Origin of the sequence: Proteus sp. G2669, from assembly GCF_009915245.1 — a bacterium.
In the GTDB taxonomy this organism is placed as follows: Bacteria; Pseudomonadota; Gammaproteobacteria; order Enterobacterales; family Enterobacteriaceae; genus Proteus.
The window spans coordinates 1-24,688 of sequence record NZ_JAABLX010000026.1; the positions used below are offsets into that span (position 1 = coordinate 1).

At 38.6% G+C, this 24,688-nt stretch carries 17 protein-coding genes and 2 rRNA genes; 11 read left to right on the forward strand and 8 right to left on the reverse strand.

Going from position 1 to position 24,688, the window contains the following annotated elements; translation table 11 throughout:
• Positions 1–1,169, forward strand: a 23S ribosomal RNA gene (locus GWI68_RS07555); the annotation flags it as partial.
• Between the two features lie 116 nt (positions 1,170–1,285).
• Positions 1,286–1,401 (forward strand): 5S ribosomal RNA (gene rrf, locus GWI68_RS07560).
• Positions 1,402–1,506: 105 nt separating this feature from the next.
• Here rrf and idi read toward each other — a convergent pair.
• Positions 1,507–2,043, reverse strand: coding sequence for an isopentenyl-diphosphate Delta-isomerase (gene idi / locus GWI68_RS07565; RefSeq protein WP_166539876.1), 537 nt, complete (start codon positions 2,041–2,043; stop codon positions 1,507–1,509).
• A gap of 132 nt (positions 2,044–2,175) precedes the next feature.
• Positions 2,176–2,820, reverse strand: coding sequence for an epoxyqueuosine reductase QueH (locus GWI68_RS07570; protein ID WP_109408462.1), 645 nt, complete (start codon positions 2,818–2,820; stop codon positions 2,176–2,178).
• Between the two features lie 252 nt (positions 2,821–3,072).
• Between GWI68_RS07570 and GWI68_RS07575 the strand changes: the two genes are divergently transcribed.
• Positions 3,073–4,176, forward strand: a complete 1,104-nt coding sequence (locus GWI68_RS07575; protein ID WP_166539877.1) for a glycerol dehydrogenase — start codon at positions 3,073–3,075, stop codon at positions 4,174–4,176.
• Positions 4,177–4,233: 57 nt separating this feature from the next.
• Here GWI68_RS07575 and metA read toward each other — a convergent pair whose 3' ends face one another.
• Positions 4,234–5,163, reverse strand: coding sequence for a homoserine O-succinyltransferase (gene metA, locus GWI68_RS07580; protein ID WP_166539878.1), 930 nt, complete (start codon positions 5,161–5,163; stop codon positions 4,234–4,236).
• Positions 5,164–5,502: 339 nt separating this feature from the next.
• On the opposite strand from metA, the gene aceB reads away from it, so the two are divergent.
• From aceB to aceK, 3 genes are all read left to right on the forward strand, one after another.
• A complete protein-coding gene (gene aceB, locus GWI68_RS07585; protein WP_166539879.1) occupies positions 5,503–7,095 on the forward strand; it encodes a malate synthase A in 1,593 nt (530 codons plus the stop codon).
• A gap of 69 nt (positions 7,096–7,164) precedes the next feature.
• A complete protein-coding gene (gene aceA, locus GWI68_RS07590) occupies positions 7,165–8,472 on the forward strand; it encodes an isocitrate lyase (RefSeq protein ID WP_072065199.1) in 1,308 nt (435 codons plus the stop codon).
• A 76-nt stretch (positions 8,473–8,548) separates the two neighbouring features.
• The gene (gene aceK / locus GWI68_RS07595) at positions 8,549–10,270 is read left to right on the forward strand and encodes a bifunctional isocitrate dehydrogenase kinase/phosphatase (RefSeq protein ID WP_166539880.1); all 1,722 of its coding nucleotides are present in this window, start codon (positions 8,549–8,551) and stop codon (positions 10,268–10,270) included.
• A 75-nt stretch (positions 10,271–10,345) separates the two neighbouring features.
• Here aceK and GWI68_RS07600 read toward each other — a convergent pair whose 3' ends face one another.
• The 3 genes from GWI68_RS07600 to iclR all read right to left on the reverse strand — a co-directional run bounded on the left by GWI68_RS07600 (position 10,346) and on the right by iclR (position 14,063).
• Positions 10,346–10,987 carry a bifunctional 4-hydroxy-2-oxoglutarate aldolase/2-dehydro-3-deoxy-phosphogluconate aldolase gene (locus tag GWI68_RS07600; protein ID WP_166539988.1) on the reverse strand — a complete coding sequence of 214 codons (642 nt, stop codon included), beginning with the start codon at positions 10,985–10,987 and terminating at the stop codon, positions 10,346–10,348.
• A 77-nt stretch (positions 10,988–11,064) separates the two neighbouring features.
• Complete coding sequence (gene edd / locus GWI68_RS07605; RefSeq protein ID WP_166539881.1) at positions 11,065–12,921, reverse strand: phosphogluconate dehydratase; 1,857 nt, start codon at positions 12,919–12,921, stop codon at positions 11,065–11,067.
• Between the two features lie 305 nt (positions 12,922–13,226).
• Entirely contained in the window at positions 13,227–14,063 is an 837-nt protein-coding gene (gene iclR / locus GWI68_RS07610; RefSeq protein WP_166539882.1) for a glyoxylate bypass operon transcriptional repressor IclR, read from the reverse strand.
• Between the two features lie 253 nt (positions 14,064–14,316).
• On the opposite strand from iclR, the gene metH reads away from it, so the two are divergent.
• Entirely contained in the window at positions 14,317–17,994 is a 3,678-nt protein-coding gene (gene metH, locus GWI68_RS07615; RefSeq protein ID WP_166539883.1) for a methionine synthase, read from the forward strand.
• A gap of 133 nt (positions 17,995–18,127) precedes the next feature.
• Positions 18,128–18,706 carry a hypothetical protein gene (locus GWI68_RS07620; protein ID WP_208105138.1) on the forward strand — a complete coding sequence of 193 codons (579 nt, stop codon included), beginning with the start codon at positions 18,128–18,130 and terminating at the stop codon, positions 18,704–18,706.
• Positions 18,707–18,751: 45 nt separating this feature from the next.
• Here GWI68_RS07620 and GWI68_RS07625 read toward each other — a convergent pair whose 3' ends face one another.
• Positions 18,752–19,537: a hypothetical protein gene (locus GWI68_RS07625; protein WP_166539884.1), complete on the reverse strand. Its 786-nt coding sequence runs from the start codon at positions 19,535–19,537 to the stop codon at positions 18,752–18,754.
• Between the two features lie 141 nt (positions 19,538–19,678).
• The gene (gene lysC, locus GWI68_RS07630) at positions 19,679–21,058 is read right to left on the reverse strand and encodes a lysine-sensitive aspartokinase 3 (protein ID WP_166539885.1); all 1,380 of its coding nucleotides are present in this window, start codon (positions 21,056–21,058) and stop codon (positions 19,679–19,681) included.
• A gap of 265 nt (positions 21,059–21,323) precedes the next feature.
• Between lysC and pgi the strand changes: the two genes are divergently transcribed.
• The 3 genes from pgi (at position 21,324) to ubiA (ending at position 24,584) form a co-directional block, all read left to right on the forward strand.
• Complete coding sequence (pgi, locus tag GWI68_RS07635; protein ID WP_166539886.1) at positions 21,324–22,970, forward strand: glucose-6-phosphate isomerase; 1,647 nt, start codon at positions 21,324–21,326, stop codon at positions 22,968–22,970.
• 221 nt (positions 22,971–23,191) lie between these two features.
• Entirely contained in the window at positions 23,192–23,701 is a 510-nt protein-coding gene (ubiC, locus tag GWI68_RS07640) for a chorismate lyase (RefSeq protein ID WP_166539990.1), read from the forward strand.
• 28 nt (positions 23,702–23,729) lie between these two features.
• Complete coding sequence (ubiA, locus tag GWI68_RS07645) at positions 23,730–24,584, forward strand: 4-hydroxybenzoate octaprenyltransferase (RefSeq protein WP_109408451.1); 855 nt, start codon at positions 23,730–23,732, stop codon at positions 24,582–24,584.
• Positions 24,585–24,688: the final 104 nt, after the last annotated feature.

Consider the following 24,688-nt stretch of genomic DNA (forward strand, 5'->3'; position numbering starts at 1 on the left):
GAGCCGAAGCCAGTCGAAGATACCAGCTGGCTGCAACTGTTTATTAAAAACACAGCACTGTGCAAACACGAAAGTGGACGTATACGGTGTGACGCCTGCCCGGTGCTGGAAGGTTAATTGATGGGGTTATCCTTAGGGAGAAGCTCTTGATCGAAGCCCCAGTAAACGGCGGCCGTAACTATAACGGTCCTAAGGTAGCGAAATTCCTTGTCGGGTAAGTTCCGACCTGCACGAATGGCGTAATGATGGCCAGGCTGTCTCCACCCGAGACTCAGTGAAATTGAACTCGCTGTGAAGATGCAGTGTACCCGCGGCAAGACGGAAAGACCCCGTGAACCTTTACTATAGCTTGACACTGAACATTGAGCCTTGATGTGTAGGATAGGTGGGAGACTATGAAATGTGGACGCCAGTCTGCATGGAGTCAACCTTGAAATACCACCCTTTAACGTTTGATGTTCTAACCTAGGTCCATAATCTGGATCGGGGACCGTGTCTGGTGGGTAGTTTGACTGGGGCGGTCTCCTCCTAAAGAGTAACGGAGGAGCACGAAGGTTGGCTAAGCATGGTCGGACATCATGCGGTTAGTGCAAAGGCATAAGCCAGCTTGACTGTGAGAGTGACGGCTCGAGCAGGTACGAAAGTAGGTCTTAGTGATCCGGTGGTTCTGAATGGAAGGGCCATCGCTCAACGGATAAAAGGTACTCCGGGGATAACAGGCTGATACCGCCCAAGAGTTCATATCGACGGCGGTGTTTGGCACCTCGATGTCGGCTCATCACATCCTGGGGCTGAAGTAGGTCCCAAGGGTATGGCTGTTCGCCATTTAAAGTGGTACGCGAGCTGGGTTTAGAACGTCGTGAGACAGTTCGGTCCCTATCTGCCGTGGGCGTTGGAAGATTGAGAGGGGTTGCTCCTAGTACGAGAGGACCGGAGTGAACGCACCACTGGTGTTCGGGTTGTCATGCCAATGGCATTGCCCGGTAGCTAAGTGCGGAAGAGATAACCGCTGAAAGCATCTAAGCGGGAAACTTGCCTCGAGATGAGTCTTCCCTGTCACCTTGAGTGACCTAAAGGAACGTTTAAGACTAAGACGTTGATAGGCTGGGTGTGTAAGCGTAGCGATACGTTGAGCTAACCAGTACTAATGAACCGTGAGGCTTAACCTGACAACACCGAAGGTGTTTTGTCTGAGAGACAAAGAGTAGATGAAGTAAGCTTGTTTAAGATTGAAATTGCTGGTTATGACGAGAAATCGGAGTAACGGGTGATTAAACAGAATTTGCTTGGCGGCCATAGCGCAGCGGTCCCACCTGATCCCATGCCGAACTCAGAAGTGAAACGTTGTAGCGCCGATGGTAGTGTGGGGTCTCCCCATGTGAGAGTAGGGAACTGCCAGGCATTAAATAAGACGAAAAAGCCAACCCAATGGGTTGGCTTTTTTGCGTTTAAGCTTTTTAAAAGCTCAAATCAATGAGTAATTTATCTTTGTTAATAAAATAATTGCTAAATAATACCTTGGCTCCAACGAGAAAACTGCTCAATTCCCATCCGATTTAATATGTAACGAAACCAAACACTGTAATTTTGTGCGTTCTCTTCAATATCTTGATAAAGATAATCGAGAGAGATCCAGCGATAATTCATCACTTCATTTGGATTACTAAGTGGTAATTCGTTACTAAACCCAAGAAATAGATGATCAAATTCATGTTCTATCAGATCATCAGTCACTTTTTCGTTATATAGAATAGTTCCAATAGATTGCATATCACATTTCATGCCTAATTCTTCATCTAAACGACGATGAATAGCATCTGAAACTAATTCGTTTGGAAGAGGATGACTACAACAAGTGTTTGCCCATAAACCACCAGAGTGATATTTAGATATTGCACGTTGTTGAATAAGTAATTGCTGCTTTGAATTAAAAATAAATATTGAAAAGGCTCGATGTAAGGCGCCTACAATATGAGCTTCAAGCTTTGGCATCGTTCCCAGCTCATTATCATTTTTATCTACGAGAATAACAGCGTCTTCCACAAGAAATCACCTTAATAAAATAATATATTGTTATAGCGTGAATATAACATGACTGTATATCAAATAACGATTTATTGTGTTGTCCTTTTTATGGCATCACATTTGTGATGCCTAGAATAAAAGGAAAAAGATCTAAGCAGTATAATATTGAACGCCAATCTTAATAAGTTCTCGGCCTTGTGATTTACGATATTTATTTGTATCTCTTAACGAATAAATACACCCACAGTATTCTTGTTGATAGAATTGTTCTCGCTTACTTATTTCTATCATTCTGGCTGAGCCACCTTTTTTACGCCAATTATAATCCCAATAAACCATATCTGGATAAGGCGCTACTGCTCTTTCGCCACAACCATTTATCTGTTTCATATCTTTCCACCGTGATATCCCAAGTGAACTTGAAATAACAGAAAAACCATTTTCAGCAGCATAAAGAGCTGTTCTTTCAAAACGCATATCAAAACACATTGTGCATCGGATACCACGTTCAGGCTCTTTTTCCATTCCCTTAGCTCTTTCAAACCAATTGTCAGTATCATAATCGGCATCGACAAAAGGAATATTATGTTTTTTAGCAAAACGGATATTTTCCTCTTTTCGAATTAAATACTCTTTTTGAGGATGAATATTGGGATTATAAAAAAAGATTGTATATTCAATGCCTGATGCTTGTAATGCTTCCATGACTTCACCAGAACAAGGGGCACAACAAGAATGTAATAAGAGTTTATTGGCATTTGCAGGTAATGTCAGTTTTTCTCGTATAAGTGTCATTGATGATCCTAAACTACGTTATTTTAGTTATAAAACAATGCTTATATTATAGATATAAATACGTAATTAATCTGCTGTTTTAAAATTATATTAAAATAACTATTTGTTTTACATGTATTTAAATAATGCAATATCAATATATAAGGTAATAGCTATCAGAGAGTTTACTAGATTCATATTCTGATGAGAGGTAAGATGAAATACTAATTCTGCTATTGTTTATAGCAAAATCAAAAATAAAGGAATTTAGTTATGCCGTCTATATTACCTCGTTCTGTAACCTCCCCAAAAAAATTCTTTATTGGTAGCCAACTTCTTGCTTCTGTTGGTAAATACGTTAAAGATTTTGGTGATAATGCTTTTATTATTAGTGATGAATTTTTCTTAGAAAAAGTAACTAAAGAAGCGCTTCCTTCTCTAAAAGAAAATAAGATTGGAGCGATTGTTGAAAAATTTAATTACGAATGTACTGAAGCAGAAGTTAATCGCCTTGGTCAAATTGCAATTGAGAATAAAGCGAACGTTATTATTGGTATTGGCGGTGGCAAGACATTAGACGTGTCTAAAGCGGTTGCTTATTATCAACATATTCCTGTTATTTTATTCCCTACAATTGCTTCTACTGACGCACCTTGTACTGCACTTTCAGTGTTATACAAAGAAAATGGTGAGTTTGATAAATATTTATTTTTACCACAAAACCCTGATGTTGTTATTGCAGACACTGCGATTATTGCCTCTGCACCACAACGTTTTTTCTCAGCGGGTGTTGGTGATGCTCTAGCGACTTACTTTGAAGCACGCGCTTGCTATCAAGCAGATGGTTTAAACTTAGTCAATCAACGCCCATCACGTACAGGCCTTGGTTTAGCACAATTATGCTTTGAAATGTTAAGTGAAAACATTGATAAAGCAATGGATGCTATCCGTCATAAAATTACTACACCAGCATTAGAACAAACTATTGAAGCAACAATTTATCTTAGTGGTGTTGGTGCCGAAGCTGGCGGTTTAGCCGCTGCTCATGCGGTTAACAATGGTATGTCTGCGGTTGAGTCTTTACATCGTGTTCAACATGGTGAAAAAGTTGTCTTTGGTTTATTAACACAATTAGTGCTAGAAAATGCGCCACAAGAAGAAATTGATGAAGTGATCCGTATTATTAAAGCGGCGGAATTACCACTGACACTTGAAGATATGGGTATGAAAGAATTCATTGAAAGCGAATGGCGTACTGTGGCGAAAATTGCCTGTGCCGAAGGTGATACCATGGGTAATATGCCAATGAGAGTCACTGAATACGATGTTTATAATGCAATGATCGCTGCTAATGCATTAGCTCATCGCTATAAATAATTCTTAGCTTGGCAAATGATTATCTTAAAACCCCAAATTTTATTTTGGGGTTTTTCTTTAATCCAAGGTTGGATTCATATGGGCAAGATCGAACGGTGTTATCTGATAAACATAGTAATTCAACCAGTTTGCAAACAATAAATGCCCATGGCTACGCCAAGAAGCGATAGGTTTTTTACTTGGATCATTATTAGGAAAATAATTTTCTGGTAATTGAGGATCTAGCCCTGCTTTAACATCACGATGATATTCATCTGCTAGTGTATTGGGATCGTATTCTGGGTGCCCAGTTGCAAAGACAACTCTTTTATCTTTTGATGCAAACAAATAAGCGCCAGCTTCTTCTGAAGTCGCAAGGATCTCTAAATCAGTATTATGTTGAATAAAATCGATAGGAAACCCTGCATAACGAGAATGGGGTGCAAAAAAAGTTTCATCAAATCCACGAGTCAATAATGAAAGAGGCGAGCAAGTGCTATGACGATATACTCCTGAAATTTTTTGTTCTAGCGTATATTTTGGTAATCCATATAAAATATTTAGCCCTGCTTGGGCAGCCCAGCAAATAAAAAGTGTTGAAGTGACGTGTTCTTTAGCCCATGTAATAACTTCCTTTATTTCATCCCAATAAGCCACATCTTCAAATTCGACTAACCCTAATGGTGCCCCTGTAACAATAAGACCATCAAAATTTTGTTCTTTAATTTGGTCAAAATCGCAATAGAAAGTATCGAGATGTTCTACTGGCGTATTTTTAGGGATACGAGAATCAATGCGTAATAATTGGATATCAATTTGCAGAGGGCTATTAGAAAGTAACCGCAGAAATTGATTTTCTGTTTCTATTTTCTTAGGCATTAAATTAAGGATAAGCACTTTTAAAGGGCGAATATCTTGAATACTCGCTCTACTGGATGTCATGACGAAGACATTCTCTTTTTGTAAACAACGGACTGCGGGCAGCTCATCGGGTACTCTAATTGGCATTTCAATAACCTCTAAAAAACATCTAGACATCTAGAAGCCTAAATTTAGCTAATAACCTTTTGAATGTCGAGGTCTTCATGTTGTGTATGAAGAATATTCATATAAGAAAAAGCTATATAGGTAAAATCATCAAGTATGAACACTCTTTTTTCCTTTCGTTAGTGATCTCTTCTAGATCCCTCGAGTTATTTTTGAAATTTCCGTTTTTGTACAATAAAAAAACACTATTGTAATCACATTGTTAAAAATTATTTAAATAAAAATGGAATTCATTTTTGATTTTTGTGAAAACTGCATTAATCTTAATCAGGTGTGTAAACGATTTTAGGGGAATGCAGAATGTCACAATCGTTAATAACAGAAGAATTAAATTTTACGCAATCTTTTGGTGAACAGGAAAAAGAGATAGTAAATCAAGATGTTAAGTTATTTTTAACTGATTTGGTTAATCATTTTTCAGAGAGAAGGGATACCTTATTAGCAGAAAGGGAACAGTGGAAAAATAAAGTTGATAATGGAATGCTTCCTGATTTTATTTCGGAATCAGATTCCATTATAAATTCGGATTGGAAAGTTAATCCAATACCTAAAGATCTGCAAGACCGTCGTGTTGAAATAACAGGGCCTGTTGATCGCAAAATGGTTATCAATGCATTGAATGCCAATGTAAAAGTCTTTATGGCGGACTTTGAAGATTCCTTAGCACCTACATGGGACAAAGTGATTGATGGTCAAATTAATCTGCGTGATGCCGTCAAAGGCACCATTTCTTATACCAATGAACAGGGTAAATGCTATCAACTTAAAGCATCACCGGCAGTATTGATTGCCAGAGTTAGAGGATTACATCTTCCTGAAAAACATGTGTTATGGCAGGGGGAGCCTATTTCTGGTGGATTATTTGATTTTGCTTTGTATTTTTATCATAACCACAAAGCACTGTTAGAAAAAGGAAGTGGACCATATTTCTACATTCCTAAATTGCAAACATGGCAAGAGGCTAAATGGTGGAGTGATGTTTTTCATTTCACTGAAAAACGCTTTGGTTTAGCAACAGGAACGATTAAAGCCACGGTATTAATTGAAACCTTACCCGCTGTTTTCCAAATGGAAGAAATCCTCTTCCACATGAAAGAGCATATTGTCGGGCTTAACTGTGGTCGTTGGGATTATATTTTTAGCTATATCAAGACATTAAAAAATTACCCTGATCGTGTATTACCAGATAGACAAGGGATCACGATGACTCAGCCTTTCTTGAGTGCTTATTCTCGTCTACTTGTTCAAACTTGCCATAAACGTGGCGCTTTTGCGATGGGAGGAATGTCTGCGTTTATTCCAAGTCGAGATCCTGAGCAAAACGGCATTATTTTGAAAAAAGTATTTGATGATAAAGAGCTTGAAGCAACAAATGGCCATGATGGTACTTGGATTGCTCATCCTGGTCTTGCTGAAACCGTATTAGCGGCTTTTGATGCCGTATTGGGAGCTCGTTCCAATCAACTTGATGTACAACGTAATGAAAAAATAACGGCAGAAATGTTATTAGCACCTTGTACAGGTGAACGTACAGAAAAGGGCATGAGAGCTAATATCCGTGTTGCTGTGCAATATATCGAAGCGTGGATTTCTGGTAATGGTTGCGTACCTATCTATGGACTAATGGAAGATGCCGCAACGGCAGAAATATCGCGTACTTCTATTTGGCAATGGATCCGCCACCAAAAAACGCTGTCTGATGGGCAAATTGTGACTAAAGATCTCTTCCGTAATATGTTGAAAGAAGAGCTTGAGGTGATACGCCAAGAAGTCGGTGATACTCGTTTCGAAGAAGGGCGTTTTAAAGAAGCCGCCTCTTTGATGGATAACATTACAACCCAAGATGAATTAGTCGATTTTCTGACTTTGCCGGGTTATCAACTTTTAAATTAAAAAAGATACGTCAAAACGTATTTATAAACTGCAAACATCATCACTACCGTATTTATAGGAGCTGTTTTTATGACTATTAGTAGATCAGAGCAAATCGCCCAATTAGAGAAAGAGTGGGAACAACCTCGCTGGAAAGGTATTACTCGTCCTTATAGCGCTGAAGATGTCATTAAATTAAGAGGTTCAGTTAACCCAGAACATACCTTAGCACGACGTGGCGCTCAAAGGCTTTGGTCATCATTAAATGGAAAATCGAAAAAAGGCTATGTGAATGCATTAGGAGCTTTAACGGGTGGGCAAGCGTTGCAACAAGCAAAAGCAGGGTTAGAAGCCGTTTATCTTTCAGGATGGCAAGTGGCTGCTGATGCTAACACTGCGGCAAGCATGTATCCTGATCAGTCTTTATATCCGGTTGATTCTGTTCCTAATGTTGTACAACGTATCAATAATACCTTTAGACGAGCTGATCAAATTCAGTGGTCAAATGGTATTGGTCCTCAACATAAAGATTATATTGATTTCTTCCTTCCTATTGTGGCTGATGCGGAAGCGGGCTTTGGTGGTGTATTAAATGCCTTTGAATTAATGAAGGCGATGATTGAAGCTGGCGCAGCAGGTGTTCATTTTGAAGATCAGTTAGCCGCAGTGAAAAAATGCGGACATATGGGGGGGAAAGTATTAGTTCCAACCCAAGAAGCTGTACAAAAACTGGTTGCGGCACGTTTAGCTGCTGATGTGTCTGATGTACCAACTTTATTAGTTGCAAGAACAGATGCCGATGCCGCGGATCTCTTAACTTCTGATTGCGATCCTTATGATAGTTCGTTCTTAACAGGAGAACGTACACCTGAAGGTTTCTTCTGTACCCATGCTGGTATTGATCAAGCCATTAGCCGTGGTCTTGCTTATGCACCTTATGCCGATTTGGTGTGGTGTGAAACATCACTCCCCGATCTGAAAATGGCGGCTAAGTTTGCCGAAGCTATTCACGATAAATATCCCGGAAAAATGCTGGCTTATAACTGTTCACCTTCCTTTAACTGGAAAAAGAATCTTGATGATCGCACGATTGCGCATTTCCAAGATGAGCTTTCTGCAATGGGATATAAATTCCAATTTATTACTTTAGCGGGTATCCATAGCATGTGGTTCAACATGTTTGATTTAGCGCATGACTACGCTAAAGGTGAAGGTATGAAGCATTACGTTGAAAAAGTACAAGAAAAAGAATTTGCTGCACTTAATCAAGGTTATACCTTCTCCTCACATCAACAAGAAGTGGGAACAGGATATTTTGATAAAGTCACGACGATTATTCAAGGTGGTATGTCTTCTGTAACGGCACTAACAGGCTCAACAGAAGAGCAGCAATTCTAAAGTTTAAAAATATTATTATCTCTTTTTGTGGTGATAATTCAGGAGCAGGATGCTCCTCTTTTTCGTGAGGTTGTGAATGACGCCAGAAGATTTGATTGCTCAAACAATTTTACAGGGCTTTGATGCTCAATATGGTCGTTTCCTTGAGATAACATCAGGAGCTCAATATCGTTTTGAACAAGCAGATTGGCATGGTGCTCAACTGGCGATGAAAGAGCGCATCCGTTTATATGATAATCATGTTGGATTAGTGGTTGAACAACTTAGATGTATTCGTCACGACATTGATAAAGAAAGTCTTTTTTTACAAAAAGTAAAAGAAAACTATACGCAATTATTGCCTAATTATCCTCGATTTGAGATTGCAGAAAGCTTTTTTAATTCCGTTTATTGTCGTCTGTTTCACCATCGTGAATTGAATAAAAGAAATCTTTTTGTTTTTTCATCACAACCGGCTTATCGCTTTACGCAAGCCCCTCGACCATTATCAAAGCAGTTTGTTATTCAAAGTGATTTACCGACATTACTGCAAGACATCTTATCGCGCTTACCTTTACGGTTGCCGTGGCAAAATAAGCAACGAGATATTAATTCAATCTGTAATGTGCTAAATGCCCAGTTTTCTTCTTTGCAGTTACGTAATGCGGTATTTCATATTGCAAATGAACTCTTTTATCGAAATAAAGCTGCGTGGCTAATAGGTAAAATTGTTATTGATAATCAATATATTCCGTTTCTATTACCTATTCATAATATTGAACAACAATTGTTGATTGATACTTGTTTGATAACCGCAGATGAAGCCAGTATTGTCTTTGGTTTTGCCCGTTCTTATTTTATGGTTTATGCGCCATTTCCTGCGGCATTAGTTGCATGGTTAAGAGATATATTACCAGGGAAATCTATCGCTGAGCTTTATATGTCTATTGGATGTCAAAAACACGGTAAAACAGAATACTACCGCGAATACCTTGCTTTTATGAATTTTTCATCGGAGCAATTTATCGAAGCACCAGGAGTAAAAGGTATGGTGATGTTGGTGTTTACGTTACCAACGTATGATCGTGTTTTTAAAGTGATCAAAGATAAATTTGCGCCACAAAAAACGATCACCGCTGAGCGTGTAAAAGAGTGCTATCAATTAGTTAAAGAGCACGATCGTGTAGGTCGAATGGCAGATACTCAAGAATTTGAGAATTTTGTGGTCGATAAAAAAAGAATTAGCCCTGAGTTAATGGCTGTCTTTGAACAGGAGATCCCAAATAAATTGGAAGATCTTGGCGATAAGCTACTGATCCGCCATCTTTATATGGAACGCAGAATGACGCCTCTCAATATCTATATGGCGCAATGTAATGATAATCAACTCAAAGCTGTCGTCGAAGACTATGGCCAAGCATTAAAAGAACTTATCGCGGCGAATATTTTTCCTGGTGACATGTTATTTAAAAACTTTGGAGTGACTCGTCATCATCGTGTCATTTTCTATGATTATGATGAAATTAGCTATATTACAGATATGAATTTTCGGGCGATCCCTCCGGCCCGCTATCCTGAAGATGAATTAGCCAGTGAACCTTGGTATAGCGTTGCGCTTAATGATGTTTTTCCAGAAGAATTTCGTTATTTTTTATGCAGTGATAAACAAGTCTGTCGTTATTTTGAGGCTCAACATCATGATCTTTTATCACCAGAATATTGGCAACAACAACAGCAAAGAATTAAAGTAGGGTATATTGAGGATGTTTACGCTTATGCCCAAACTAAGCGATTTGCTTATCGTGATCAGTCAGGATAAAAAAGGTTAAAAACAAAGATAGGCATAAAGGGGATACCTATCTTTATTGAGCTAAATATATTTTTATTGCAAAAATTAGCGCTGAGCGCCAGCAACGGCTTCTCTAGCTAATTCAGTAATACGCTGGAAATCACCAGCTTTAACCGCATCATTAGGCACTAACCAAGAGCCACCAATACAAAGTACGCTTTCTAGCGCCAGATAATTACGGTAATTATCTGGTGAAATACCTCCGGTTGGACAGAAGCGAACTTTTGAGAATGGTCCTGCAATTGCTTTTAATGCCTTAACACCCCCGTTGGCTTCAGCAGGGAAAAACTTAAATTCATTTAAGCCATAACTCATACCGAGCATTAGCTCAGAAACTGTTGAAATACCAGGAATTAAAGGGATCGTTCCAGCTACTGCAGCTTTGAGTAGCGCTTCTGTTAACCCAGGGCTAATAGCAAATTGAGCGCCTGCTTCAGTAACTTGTGCTAACTGTTGTGGATTAATCACGGTTCCTGCACCCACAATGGCTTCTGGGACTTCTTTCGCAATACGGCGAATAGCTTCAATAGCGCAATCTGTACGTAATGTGACTTCTAAAACTTTTACGCCACCTGCAACTAATGCTCTGGCAACAGGTACAGCTTCATCAATATGATTAATAACAATAACAGGAACGACAGGCCCTGATTTTAGTACAGACTCTGCACTTGTATTCCAATGATTCATCATTTGTATTTCCTAATTAGAAAATGGTGAGCAAATGAATTAAATCTGCTCTTCGTTAGGCATTAGACTTGTTGCTATTAAAAATCAATACAACAAGCACCTTGTTCAGCTCCGGATAAATGACGACGCAAATTCACAAATAGTTCACGGCCACAGCCTATGTCGTTCGCACTTAAATCAGGCATCTTATCTTGGCGAGCATTGAGCGTTTGTTCATCAACAAGGAGTGTTAACTCACCTGTTTTACCATTAACACGAATGATATCACCATCGTGCACTTTGGATAATAAACCACCATTAATAGCTTCAGGAGTGACATGAATTGCGGCAGGTACTTTACCAGATGCGCCTGAAAGTCGGCCATCGGTAACTAATGCTACTTTGTAGCCTTTATCCATTAACACCCCCAGTGGTGGCATTAATTTATGTAATTCTGGCATACCGTTGGCTTGTGGCCCTTGATAACGCACAACCACAACACAATCTTTATTTAGCTCACCGGCTTCAAATTTAGCGGCAATATCATGTTGGCTATTAAACACCACAGCAGGGGCTTCGATAATTTTATTTTCATCAGGTACGGCTGAAGTTTTCATTACAGCTCTGCCTAAATTACCTTGCATCACTTGTGTACCACCATGTGATGAGAATGGTGTATTGATATCAGCAATAACATCTTTATCTAAAGAGCTTGTTGTACCTTCGCGCCAATCAAGTTTACCCTCATTTAACCAAGGTTCTAAGGTATAACGCTCAATGCCAAATCCTGCAACAGTATTAACATCACGATGAATTAAGCCTTTTTTCAGTAGTTCGCGAATAATCAGTGCGATACCCCCTGCTGCTTGAAACTGGTTGATATCGGCAGGGCCATTAGGATAAATACGAGCAATCAGTGGCACAACTTGTGAAAGTTCAGAGAAATCATCCCAATTAATGATAATGCCAGCCGCGCGTGCCATTGCAACTAAGTGCATTGTTAGGTTAGTTGATCCACCCGTTGTTAATAGAGCAATAATGCCGTTTACAATGACCTTCTCGTCAACTAATTGACCGATAGGGAGGTAATTACCTGAGTTTTCAGTAAGGCGTACTATTTGGTTAGCCGCTGCATCCGTCAATGCATCACGCAAGGGGGTATCTGGATGAAGAAAAGAAGCACCGGGTAAATGTAACCCCATCATTTCCATGACCATCTGATTTGAGTTCGCTGTACCGTAAAAGGTGCAGGTGCCAATACTATGGTAAGACGCTGCTTCGGCTTCTAACAATGCATGACGATCCACTTTACCTTCAGCATAAAGTTGGCGAATACGCACTTTTTCTTTATTGGGTAAACCACTCGTCATTGGGCCAGCAGGAACAAAAATAGCAGGAAGATGACCAAAAGAGAGTGCTGCCATTGTCAGTCCAGGAACAATTTTATCGCAGATCCCTAAATAGAGTGCACCATCAAACATATTATGAGATAAACCGACAGCCGCTGACATCGCAATCACATCCCGACTCAGGAGTGATAGTTCCATCCCATCTTGACCTTGAGTTACACCATCACACATAGCAGGAACACCACCTGCAACTTGCCCTACGGCACCAACAGCATGTAATGCCTTTTTAATTTTCTGGGGATAATTTTCATACGGCTGATGAGCTGACAACATATCATTGTAAGCAGTGATAATGGCAATATCATTATGAACCATATTTTTCAGGCGATTTTTATCATCAGCCTGACAAGCAGCGAAACCATGAGCCAAATTACCGCAAGCTAATTGAGCACGATGTACTGTTTGGCTTTTTGCAGCTTCGATTTTTTTCAGATAAGCACGACGAGTCAATTGTGAGCGAACAATAATGCGCTCTGTTACCTGTTTTACAGTCTCGTTAAGCGGAACAAAGTCGTTCTGAATTGGGTTATGGTTTTTAGGGTTCATAATGATGCTTCCTTTATTCACACAGGGTGATGAGCGTTACTATCGGCTATGAATAGAGCGTATTTTAATTTAGCTATAGTATTTGTTACCGGTAACATTGTTACGGGTAACAAGAAGAGTTGCAATACTCTTAATGCGTCTTAAACAACATCTGTGATCAACATCAATTTTTTTAGGTGATAAATAACAGTTTTTTAATATTTAACGAATATAAAGCCGAAACTCTGCCTTTTTAAAAAGCTGAATCGGTTTAATTAGGGAGTTCCTTCCTCATTGTTTGGTAACGAGGAAGGTGAAAGATAGGATCAGCTTTTTATACCACCATATTCACGGCTAATTTGTTTTGCGGCTTTGATAACCATAGCGCCTAATTCAGTGATACGTGAATCAGTCATTCTAGAAACAGGGCCTGAAAGTGAAATTGCAGCAAAAGGCTGGTGGTGTTCATCATAAATACAAGCACCAATACAGCGTAAGCCTAAAGCATGCTCTTCATCATCGAAAGAAAAACCTTGTTTACGAGCTTGATCCAAATTTTCTTTTAAAGAAGAAGGGAGTGTTCTGGTGTGAGGTGTATAGGCCATTAAGCCTTTTTTCTGGAGTAGCGGTAGCAATTTATTTTCTGGCAACGTCGAAAGAAATGCTTTACCAGCACCTGAAGCATGCATCGGTAATTTACCACCAATAGGAGCCGACATTCTCATTAGTGCATTACATTGCACTTGATCGACAATCACGGCATCAAATTCAATTTGGTCAAGAATAGCCAGATTGACGGTTTCACCAGAATCTTCCATCAACTGACGCAAAATAGGATGCACCATTACTAAAAGATTACGAGTTTGCAGAAAGCTACTGCCAACAATAAAGGCGTGTGTACCAACAACCCACAATCCTAAATCTCCAACTTGACGGACAAAACCATGTTGCTGAAGTGTCGTGAGTAAACGGTGTGTTGTGGAATTAGGCAATCCAGCTTGAAAGGCGAGATCTGTTAGGGCGATACCCCCCGGAGATTCGGAAATATATTCCAATAATGTCAGTCCACGGCTTAATGACTGAACGGGGCCTCCTTGTGCAGTACTTTGAGTGGCAGTTGTTTTCGTCTTACGCGCTTTTTTATTTGTAGGGGAAACTGTCATGCATACACTCCAGAAATGCTATCCATATTAATATCTATTATGAACTATCTCGCATAATAAAACTCCTCCGATCACTGCATTTTTCAAAACAAAGTGTGTGATAAGAAATATTTATTAAAAGCATTTATTACTGAGTGAAAATCTCTCATCTTCGTCTTAGAAATCTTTCTAAAAAGATATGGTAGGATAAAAAAACAACGAAAGAAAAATAAAGAAATAAAAATAAAAACATTCTCGATTAAGAGGAAGTAACGTGGCAAACATAAAACAACAACTGGTAGAAGCATTAGAAAAACGTATCTTAGTACTTGATGGTGCAATGGGTACAATGATCCAGCAATATCAACTGACAGAAGCTGATTATCGAGGTGAGCGTTTTGCTAATTGGGGTTGTGATGTTAAAGGAAATAATGACCTTTTAGTGTTAACACAACCCCAGATTATTGCAGATATACATGATGCTTATTTTCAAGCGGGTGCTGATATTGTTGAAACCAATACCTTTAACTCAACGTCCATTGCGATGGCTGATTATCAGATGGAGTCGCTCTGTTTTGAGTTGAATGAAGAAGCTGCAAAATTAGCAAAAATCTGTGCAGATAAATGGAGTGCTTTAACACCTGATAAACCACGTTATGTTGCTGGTGTTTTAGGACCAACAAATAGAACGGCGTCCATATCTCCTGATGTTAATGATCCTGCATTTCGTAATGTTTCATTTGATAAGCTGGTGGATGCTTATCGAGAAGCGATTCGAGGACTAATTAAAGGCGGTGTCGATTTAATTATGGTCGAAACTATTTTCGACACATTAAATGCGAAAGCCGCTATTTTTGCGATTAAATGTGAATTTGAAGCGCTAAATATTGAATTACCTGTGATGATCTCAGGCACCATTACAGATGCTTCAGGAAGAACTTTAACGGGGCAAACAACAGAAGCGTTCTACCACTCATTACGTCATGCTGATGCACTCTCATTTGGTTTAAACTGTGCGTTAGGCCCTAAAGAATTACGCCAATATATTCAAACACTTTCGCAAATTTCTGAAGCCTATGTCAGCGCTCACCCTAATGCGGGTTTACCTAACGCATTTGGAGGTTATGACTTAGATGCTCAAGAAATGGCTGAGCAAATTAAAGAGTGGGCGCAAGCTGGTTTTCTCAATATTGTGGGGGGATGTTGTGGAACAACACCTGCACATATTCTTGCAATTTCACAAGCAGTAGAAGGTATCGCACCAAGAGTATTACCGACTCTTAAGAAAGCGTGTCGTCTTTCAGGTTTAGAGCCTTTAGCGATTGATGAGAACTCATTGTTTGTAAATGTGGGGGAACGAACTAACGTAACAGGCTCGGCGAAATTTAAGCGCTTGATAAAAGAAGGCAATTACCAAGAAGCATTGGATGTTGCACGTCAGCAAGTTGAGAATGGTGCTCAAATCATCGATATCAACATGGATGAAGGCATGCTAGATGCGGTTGAAGCCATGACACGTTTTCTCAATCTTATTGCTGGTGAGCCTGATATTGCCAAGGTTCCGGTGATGATCGACTCTTCAAAATGGGAAGTAATCGAAGAGGGATTAAAGTGTATCCAAGGAAAAGGAATTGTTAACTCAATTTCAATGAAAGAGGGAGAAACACCTTTTCTTGAACATGCTAAATTAGTGCGTAAATATGGTGCCGCTGTCGTTGTTATGGCGTTTGATGAAGTGGGGCAAGCGGATACTCGAGAGCGTAAAATCGAAATCTGTCGTCGAGCTTATCAGTTATTAACAGAGCAAGCCGGTTTTCCTCCTGAAGATATTATTTTTGATCCTAATATTTTTGCAGTCGCGACAGGCATTGCTGAACATAATAATTATGCTGTTGATTTTATTGAGGTCTGTGCAGATATTAAATCTCAATTACCTTATGCTTTAATATCTGGCGGGGTGTCTAACGTTTCATTCTCATTCCGGGGTAACGATCCTGTTCGTGAAGCTATTCACTCTGTTTTTCTTTATTACGCCGTAAAAAATGGCATGGATATGGGGATTGTGAATGCAGGGCAACTTGCTATTTACGACTCATTGCCAGATGAACTGCGTAATGCGGTTGAAGACGTTATTTTAAATCGCCATGAAGAAAGCACAGATAATCTATTAGCATTGGCAGAGCGTTATCGTGGAACGAAAAATGATGAACAAAACCATCAACTTGCTGAATGGCGTCAATGGGATGTAGAAAAACGCTTAGAGTACGCCTTAGTTAAAGGGATCACTGAATTTATTGTTGAAGATACGGAAGCTTGTCGTCAACAAGCATCAAGCCCAATTGAAGTTATTGAAGGACCATTGATGAATGGTATGAATACAGTGGGTGATTTGTTTGGCGAAGGGAAAATGTTTTTACCTCAAGTAGTGAAATCAGCAAGGGTGATGAAACAAGCCGTTGCTTATCTTGAACCCTATATTCAAGCAACAAAACAAGCAGGTACTTCCGCAGGTAAAATTTTACTCGCTACTGTAAAAGGGGATGTTCACGATATTGGTAAAAATATTGTCGGAGTTGTTTTGCAGTGTAATAACTATGAGATTATCGATCTGGGGGTAATGGTACCTTGCGATAAGATCCTGCAAACGGCGATTGATGAAAAAGTTGATATTATTGGTCTTTCAGGTCTGATTACTCCGTCACTTGATGAAATGGTGAATGTGGCTAAAGAGATGGAAAGGCGAGGTTTTTCGTTACCATTAATGATTGGTGGTGCAACAACGTCTAAAGCCCATACAGCTGTAAAAATAGAACCAAATTATAGTCATCCCACTGTTTACGTGCAGAATGCATCACGTACGGTCGGTGTTGTTGCAGCTCTATTATCTGAAACACAAAAAGCGGATTTTGTTGCAAAAACACGGCGCGAATATGAAGTCGTACGCCAGCAATACGCTAGAAAAAAACCACGTACACCACCGGTCGCTTTAGACATTGCGCGATCCAATGCACTTAAAATTGATTGGCAAAATTACACGCCACCCAAACCGAACCAACTTGGTGTGCAAGAAATTACTGCAAGCATTGATGTGCTACGTGAATATATCGACTGGACGCCTTTCTTTATGACGTGGTCTTTAGCAGGTAAATATCCTCGTATTTTAGAAGATGACGTGGTCGGTGAAGAAGCGAAACGGGTATTCGCTGATGCGAACGCGATGCTGGATAAGCTAAGTCATGAAAACTTACTCACGCCTAAAGGTATTATGGGGATCTTTCCTGCTAATCGTTTGGGTGATGATATTGTTATTTATCAAGATGAAAGCCGACAACATGAGTTATTGCACAGTTGCCATTTGCGCCAGCAAACAGAGAAAAAAGAGTTTCCTAACTACTGTTTAGCCGATTTTATTGCGCCAGTGGAAAGTGGTGTTCCTGATTATTTCGGTGCTTTTGCTGTAACTGGAGGGCTAGAAGAAGACACGCTCGCCAATGCGTATGATAATGCCCATGATGATTACAATAAAATTATGGTGAAAGCGTTATCGGATCGTCTTGCTGAAGCTTTTGCAGAATATCTTCACCAACAAGTGAGAACAAAAATTTGGGGCTATAGCCCTGATGAAAATCTCTCTAATGACGAACTTATTCGAGAGAAATATCAAGGAACGCGACCTGCGCCGGGATATCCTGCTTGTCCTGAGCACACAGAAAAAGCGAAAATTTGGCAATTACTTGATGTTGAAAATCGCATTGGGATGAAACTAACAGATGCTTATGCCATGTGGCCTGGTGCTTCAGTATCGGGTTGGTATTTTAGTCATCCTGAAAGTAAATATTTCGCGGTTGCTCAAATTCAAAAAGATCAGGTTGAAGATTACGCAAAACGTCGAGGAATGAGTATAAGAGAAGTTGAGCGTTGGTTAGCGCCTAATTTAGGATATGAATCTTAGTTTGTTTTTATTTTTAGATCTCAATAATGTAATAAATAGTGAGGGGATAGTAATATCCCCTTGTTATTTTCACTAGTCGATCCCATTAAAGATGTTTAAGCTGTAAACCTGTATCAGAAAAAAGGACATTACAATGAACTATACTTTGTACCTTCAGAAAACCCCACCTGCTGGCGCTGAAGTGCCATTTCCTTCTTTGGCAAAAGGAAATTATCCATTAAGTGAAGTTTTAATTAATGCTTTTTTAAATCTGATGCAATTAACAGGAAGTTTAGATACAGAGGCAATTTTAGACGAAAAAGTATTTGATAATATTTGGCTAAAAGCAGAAATGACGCCTGCACGAATCGAAGAAGTGGGGGATTATCTTTATCATAAAATTCCTACTACTCCAGAGCCTGTTGAAGAAGAAATTGTGTTATTTAAGCAGGCGATGAAAGAAGAAGAAGCGTTATTAGCCAAAGAGAGTGAGAAAGAAGGCAATATTCCTATTTGTAAATTTGCCACTAATGATGGTTGGATTGTGACACCTAAAGAGTGCGAAATAATTGCAGCTACACTTACCGCTAAATTGCTGGAAGATAACCGAGTTTTCGTTGAAAAAATTGCAAATATGTCACATCTTGCTCATCGTTCTTTAGAAATTGCTTTAATTGATTTTGGTAAGTTTAATCAATTTGCTAAGAAATATGGTGGTTATCGGGTTTATTAATTTATTAGAAGCTAGGCTTCTAGAAAAAGAAGCCTAGATTAAATATTAAAATTTAAGATAAGTAGTATTTATTTTTTCTATGCATTCTTTATGATTTGTTATTAATTCTAATATTTTATTATGATCTTTTAATTTGTCACTATTTTCTAATATAGATATATAATTTAAAGTAATTGTACATAGTTCATCAATGGCTTTATTTAAATTTTCATTATACTTCTTGGCTTTACTTGTTTCTTCTTCAATTTTCATTCCTATTTTTTTTTGTGATGTATTGTATTTAATTAAGCTTGAGAGAATTGTATTTTGGTCATCATATTCATTTATTTTCTTTTCGAGTTCTGGTGTTTCATCTAGTTTGTCTTTAAGGTTTTGAAAATAACTATCTAGAACTTTTATTATTTTTTTTATTTTGGTGTGATTTTCTATGATTTTATCAGATAGTTTCATAAATTCCTTTGTAAGCTGAATTTCTTTATTTGTAGTATTTATGTCTATTCTTTTTAATATATCTGAATAAAGGCTAATAGCTGAATGGTCTTTTTTCTTTTCTCTATGATGTATATCAATCATAGAGGAAAGACTATCCTTATCGACTAATTCTAGATTGTATATGGCATCTATATTTTTAGAAATAGGACGCTTATCTTCTATATATTTTAAAAGAGAGAGCGTGGTATCGAGAGGAATATTCAGCGTAACTGAATTATTGTGCAAAGAATTAATTTCTTTTTTTATATCTGTAAGAATACGAGTATGAGGCTTATTAGTGCTAATTTTATTACTTATAATTTCACTTATACTCATGCTGCTATTACTGACTTTATGCATTTTTTAATACTCCATTAATAGAATTAGGCTTTGATTCTAATTATTATTAAATGAAGTTCTTTAAAGCTTGCACCTTTTCAGCAATAAAGGTTGAATTTTGAGAGAGATAAAATTTTTATCTCTCTTTTCAATGTGAATGTGTTAAAACAAAGTATCATGCAATTTACGCACAATATTATCCGCATCTTTGCCATCAACTAATAAACATAAATTATGAGTACTTGCACCGTGGCTAATCATACGAATATTGTAATTTTCTAATGTGCCGAAAATCTTAATACCTAAACCATTTACCTGTGAAAGAGAGTTACCAATCACGGCAACTAACGCCAGATCTTCTTCTACTTCAACACGGCATAATGCAGAAAGCTCGGTTAATAAGGCATTTGTTAATAAACTGCCTGATGAATTTGTTGTACCTGTTGTATCAAGGGTTAAAGCAATACTGACTTCAGATGTTGTTATCACATCAACCGAAATATGATGGCGCGATAAAATGGTGAAAATTTCAGCCAAGAAACCACGCGCATGAAGCATTTTCAGGCTATGTAACGTGAGCAATGTTTGCTTTCTACGCAGTGCAATCGCACGGAATACAGGTGGATTTTCTGTTTGTGCACAAACTAACGTACCGCCTTCTTCGGGCGCTTTACTTGAGCCAACAAATACCGGAATGCCACTACGAACAGCAGGCAATAATGTAGCGGGGTGTAATATTTTAGCGCCAAAGGTTGCCATCTCTGCCGCTTCATCAAAGGCGATTTGATCAATACGATGCGCCTCTGGCACTATTCTTGGATCAGTGCTGTAAATGCCTGGTACATCCGTCCAGATATCTACACGAGACATTCCTAGTGCTTCACCAATCAATGCAGCCGTATAGTCGCTACCACCACGACCTAGAGTTGTGGTTCTACCTTTTGGCTCTTGACCAATAAAGCCTTGTGTGACAATAACTGTTTCATCTAGACGAGGCTGAAGAAGGCTTTGTGTGAGTTCGGTTAATTGCACCATATCAGGCTCAGCGTGACAAAATAGATCGTTCGTTTTCATCACTTTTCTGACATCAAACCAATCCGCTTGTATGCCATTTTCACGCAGTAACTCAACGAAAAGTAAGGTTGACATTAATTCACCATGACTTACAAGTTCGTCTGTTAATGCATCAGAAGTAGCTAACGTGGCCGCTTCAGAGAGCATCTCAATATTTTCAAGCAAGCGATTTATTTCTTGGGAAATAATTTCTGGCTGAGAGAGTTGATTGATAATCGCGTACTCAATATCGCGGACTTGTGAAAGTAAAGCTTCTCGTTGTGAAGGCTCAGTGCCTGCTGCAAGTTCAATCAGTAGATTAGTGACTCCTGCAGATGCGGAAAGAACGACGACACGAACTGACTTTTGTTTCAGGATAATATCTGCACATTTTTCCATTGCTGAATAGTTAGCAACACTCGTGCCACCAAATTTAGCGATAGTGTATGGTGATGATGAAGATGAAGGCGTAGCAGTATTATCAGTCATTGTCGTATTCCTTTAGGCAAAAATGAGATGTTGGACACAATTAGGAATATCGGTTATTAAGTAGAGAGTCAATGCAGAGTGAAGAATAATCAATTTAATTAATAATCAGCACCACATTATCGGTTTTACCTATGTAAGTAATTAGTACTAGATTTGTTGATTGGTTTTGACCAATATCATCAAATGAGAAAGAATTGACTGTAACTATTAAATGTCAGGCTACAATCTGAGAATATTGGATTGTAATCTTAAGAGAGTATTGTGAATGAAAAATGTAAACCCAACTCAAACCCTAGCTTGGAAGGCATTAGAAAACCATTTTTCGGTTATCAAAGATACCGATATGAAAACGCTTTTTGCTCAGGAACCATCACGCTTTGAGCAATTTTCAAAAGTATTTTCAGACCAAATTCTAGTGGATTTTTCAAAAAACCGTATTACGAAAGAAACATTAGATAAATTGCAGGCTTTAGCGAAGGAATGTGACGTAGAAGGTGCGATAAATAGCATGTTTACGGGTGAAAAAATCAACCGTACTGAAGATCGTGCTGTATTGCATACTGCATTACGTAATCGTAGCAATACTCCTGTCATCGTTGATGGCAAAGATGTTATGCCAGAAGTTAACGCAGTACTGAATAAAATGAAAAAATTCAGTGAACGTATTATTAGTGGTGAATGGAAAGGTTATACAGGCAAAGCAATCACTGATGTTGTAAATATTGGTATCGGTGGGTCCGATCTCGGCCCTTATATGGTAACAGAAGCATTACGCCCATATAAAAACCACCTTACTATGCATTTCGTTTCGAATGTCGATGGTACTCATATTGCCGAAACACTAAAAAAATGTGATCCCGAAACTACATTATTCTTAATTGCGTCAAAAACATTCACGACACAAGAGACCATGACAAATGCGCATTCAGCAAGAGATTGGTTCTTAGCATCAGCGAAAGAGAGTGTTTTTGTCGCTAAACATTTCGTCGCGTTATCTACGAATAGCACTGAAGTTGAAAAATTTGGTATTGATACTGCCAATATGTTTGAGTTCTGGGACTGGGTTGGCGGTCGTTATTCATTATGGTCAGCAATTGGTTTATCTATCGCGTTATCTGTTGGTTATGACAACTTTGAGCAATTATTGGAAGGTGCTCATGCTATGGATAACCACTTTAGAACCACTGATGCTGAAAATAACATCCCAACAATCCTTGCACTGATTGGCATTTGGTATAACAATTTTTTTGGCACAGAAACTGAAGCGATTCTGCCATACGATCAGTACATGCATCGTTTTGCTGCTTACTTCCAACAAGGTAATATGGAATCAAATGGTAAGTATATTGATCGCGATGGAAATAAAGTCAATTACCAAACGGGACCTATTATTTGGGGTGAACCAGGTACAAATGGCCAACATGCGTTTTATCAACTGATCCATCAAGGTACAAAAATTATCCCTTGTGATTTTATTGCATCTGCAATTAGTCATAATCCATTATCAGATCACCATGCAAAATTGATGTCTAATTTCTTTGCTCAAACAGAAGCGCTCGCTTTTGGTAAAACTCGTGAGCAAGTTGATGCTGAATTTGCGGCAGCAGGAAAAGATCCTAAAACCATGGGATATGTTGCACCTTTCAAAGTGTTCGAAGGTAATCGCCCAACTAACTCTATTCTGTTAAAAGAAATTACGCCTTATTCATTAGGTGCATTGATTGCAATGTATGAACATAAGATCTTTGTACAAGGTGTTATTTTCAATATCTTCACGTTTGACCAATGGGGTGTTGAATTAGGTAAACAGCTGGCTAACCGCATTCTTCCTGAATTAAAAGGTAAGGAAAGTGTTAACAGCCATGATAGCTCAACAAATAACCTGATTAATCGTTACAAAGCATGGCGTTAATCGAATAAATTGAATATAAGTAGTCGGTTAGATACAAAGGAGGTTTTTATGGCCTCCTTTATTTTTTGAATGCATCGTGCTCAATCTGATTTTCTTTTAACGCTTTTTTAGATTATTTATGCGAAATGTTATCAGCTTTTAACTTCCCTTAGTCACATCATGATATCCTTATGTATCATGACTCACACAAGCTAGGATCATCAACGCGTGATGATGAAATAATGTTCAAAAAATCAATAATTACCCCTGCTCCTATCCATTGGTTGCCCAGTGAGGAACATGAAAATATTAAAGAAAGTACATTAAGTTGGTTAATGGAATTAGGCTCAATGACGCGACGCTTTGAACAGCATTGTCAAAAAGTTACAGTGATGCCTTATCAAGAAGGATTTGTTGAGATTATTGAGCCTGCTGATGAAAAAGCATGTTTACCTGAAAGTCAGCGTTATTGGTTAAGAGAAGTGGTATTGTGTGGTGATAATGTTCCTTGGTTATTAGGGCGAACATTAGTACCAGAAGAGACACTGACAGGTGAAGATAGAAAACTGGTCAATTTAAGAACCGTTCCTCTTGGACGTTATCTGTTTCAGGAAACAACCTTAAGCCGTGATTTCATTCATATCGGGCAACAAAATGGATATTGGCTACGCCGTTCTCGTTTCCAGCTTTCAGATAAACCTTTATTATTAACCGAGGTGTTTCTACCTGCATCACCAGTGTATGAGAAGTAATTAGGGGGAGCTAAAATTGGAGGGAAGTATGACGCACAATAAATGGCAGGCATATAGCCGTTTAATGCGTATAGATAAACCTATCGGAGCGCTATTATTACTTTGGCCAACTTATTGGGCTTTATGGATTGCGGCTAAAGGTTTTCCTGATTGGCATATTCTGATTGTCTTTACTATTGGCGTGTTCTCTATGCGTGCCGCTGGGTGTGTAATAAACGACTTTGCTGACAGAAAAATTGACGGCAGCGTTGAACGAACTAAAAATCGACCATTACCTAGTGGGGCTGTGACAGAAAAAGAGAGTAAAATTTTATTTATTGTATTGGTTATCTTGTCATTTGGATTAGTACTTACACTCAATACGATGACAATTTGGCTCTCTGTGGCAGGACTTGCACTAGCATGGTTCTACCCCTTTGTTAAACGCTTTAGTAGTCTACCTCAGCTTATTTTAGGTATGGCCTTTGGGTGGTCAATTCCAATGGGTTTTGCTGCTGTTTCTGAAAGCTTACCATTAGTATGTTGGCTATTATTTCTTGTTAATATTGTCTGGTCGGTGATTTACGATACCCAATATGCGATGGTTGACCGCAATGATGATATAAAGATTGGCGTAAAATCTACTGCTATTTTGTTTGGTCGTTATGACAAAATTATTATCGGTATTTTACAACTGATGATGTTGGCGCTACTCGTGGGTATTGGTGTTCTGCTGAACATGAAAGGTATCTATTATTGGTCGATATTACTCATTACCGCGCTCTTTATCTATCAACAAAAACTGATTGCAGAGCGTGAAAGAGCACCTTGTTTTCAAGCTTTTATGAATAATAATTATGTTGGTTTCGTTTTATTTGCGGGTATTTTATTTAGTTATTTTTAAGATAAATAAGCGCTGAAGTATTCTCTATCATTGAGTAGAAACAAAAAGGGATAAGCAATGCGCTTATCCCTTTTCTATTGCGGTCATGGCGTTATTTACTGATT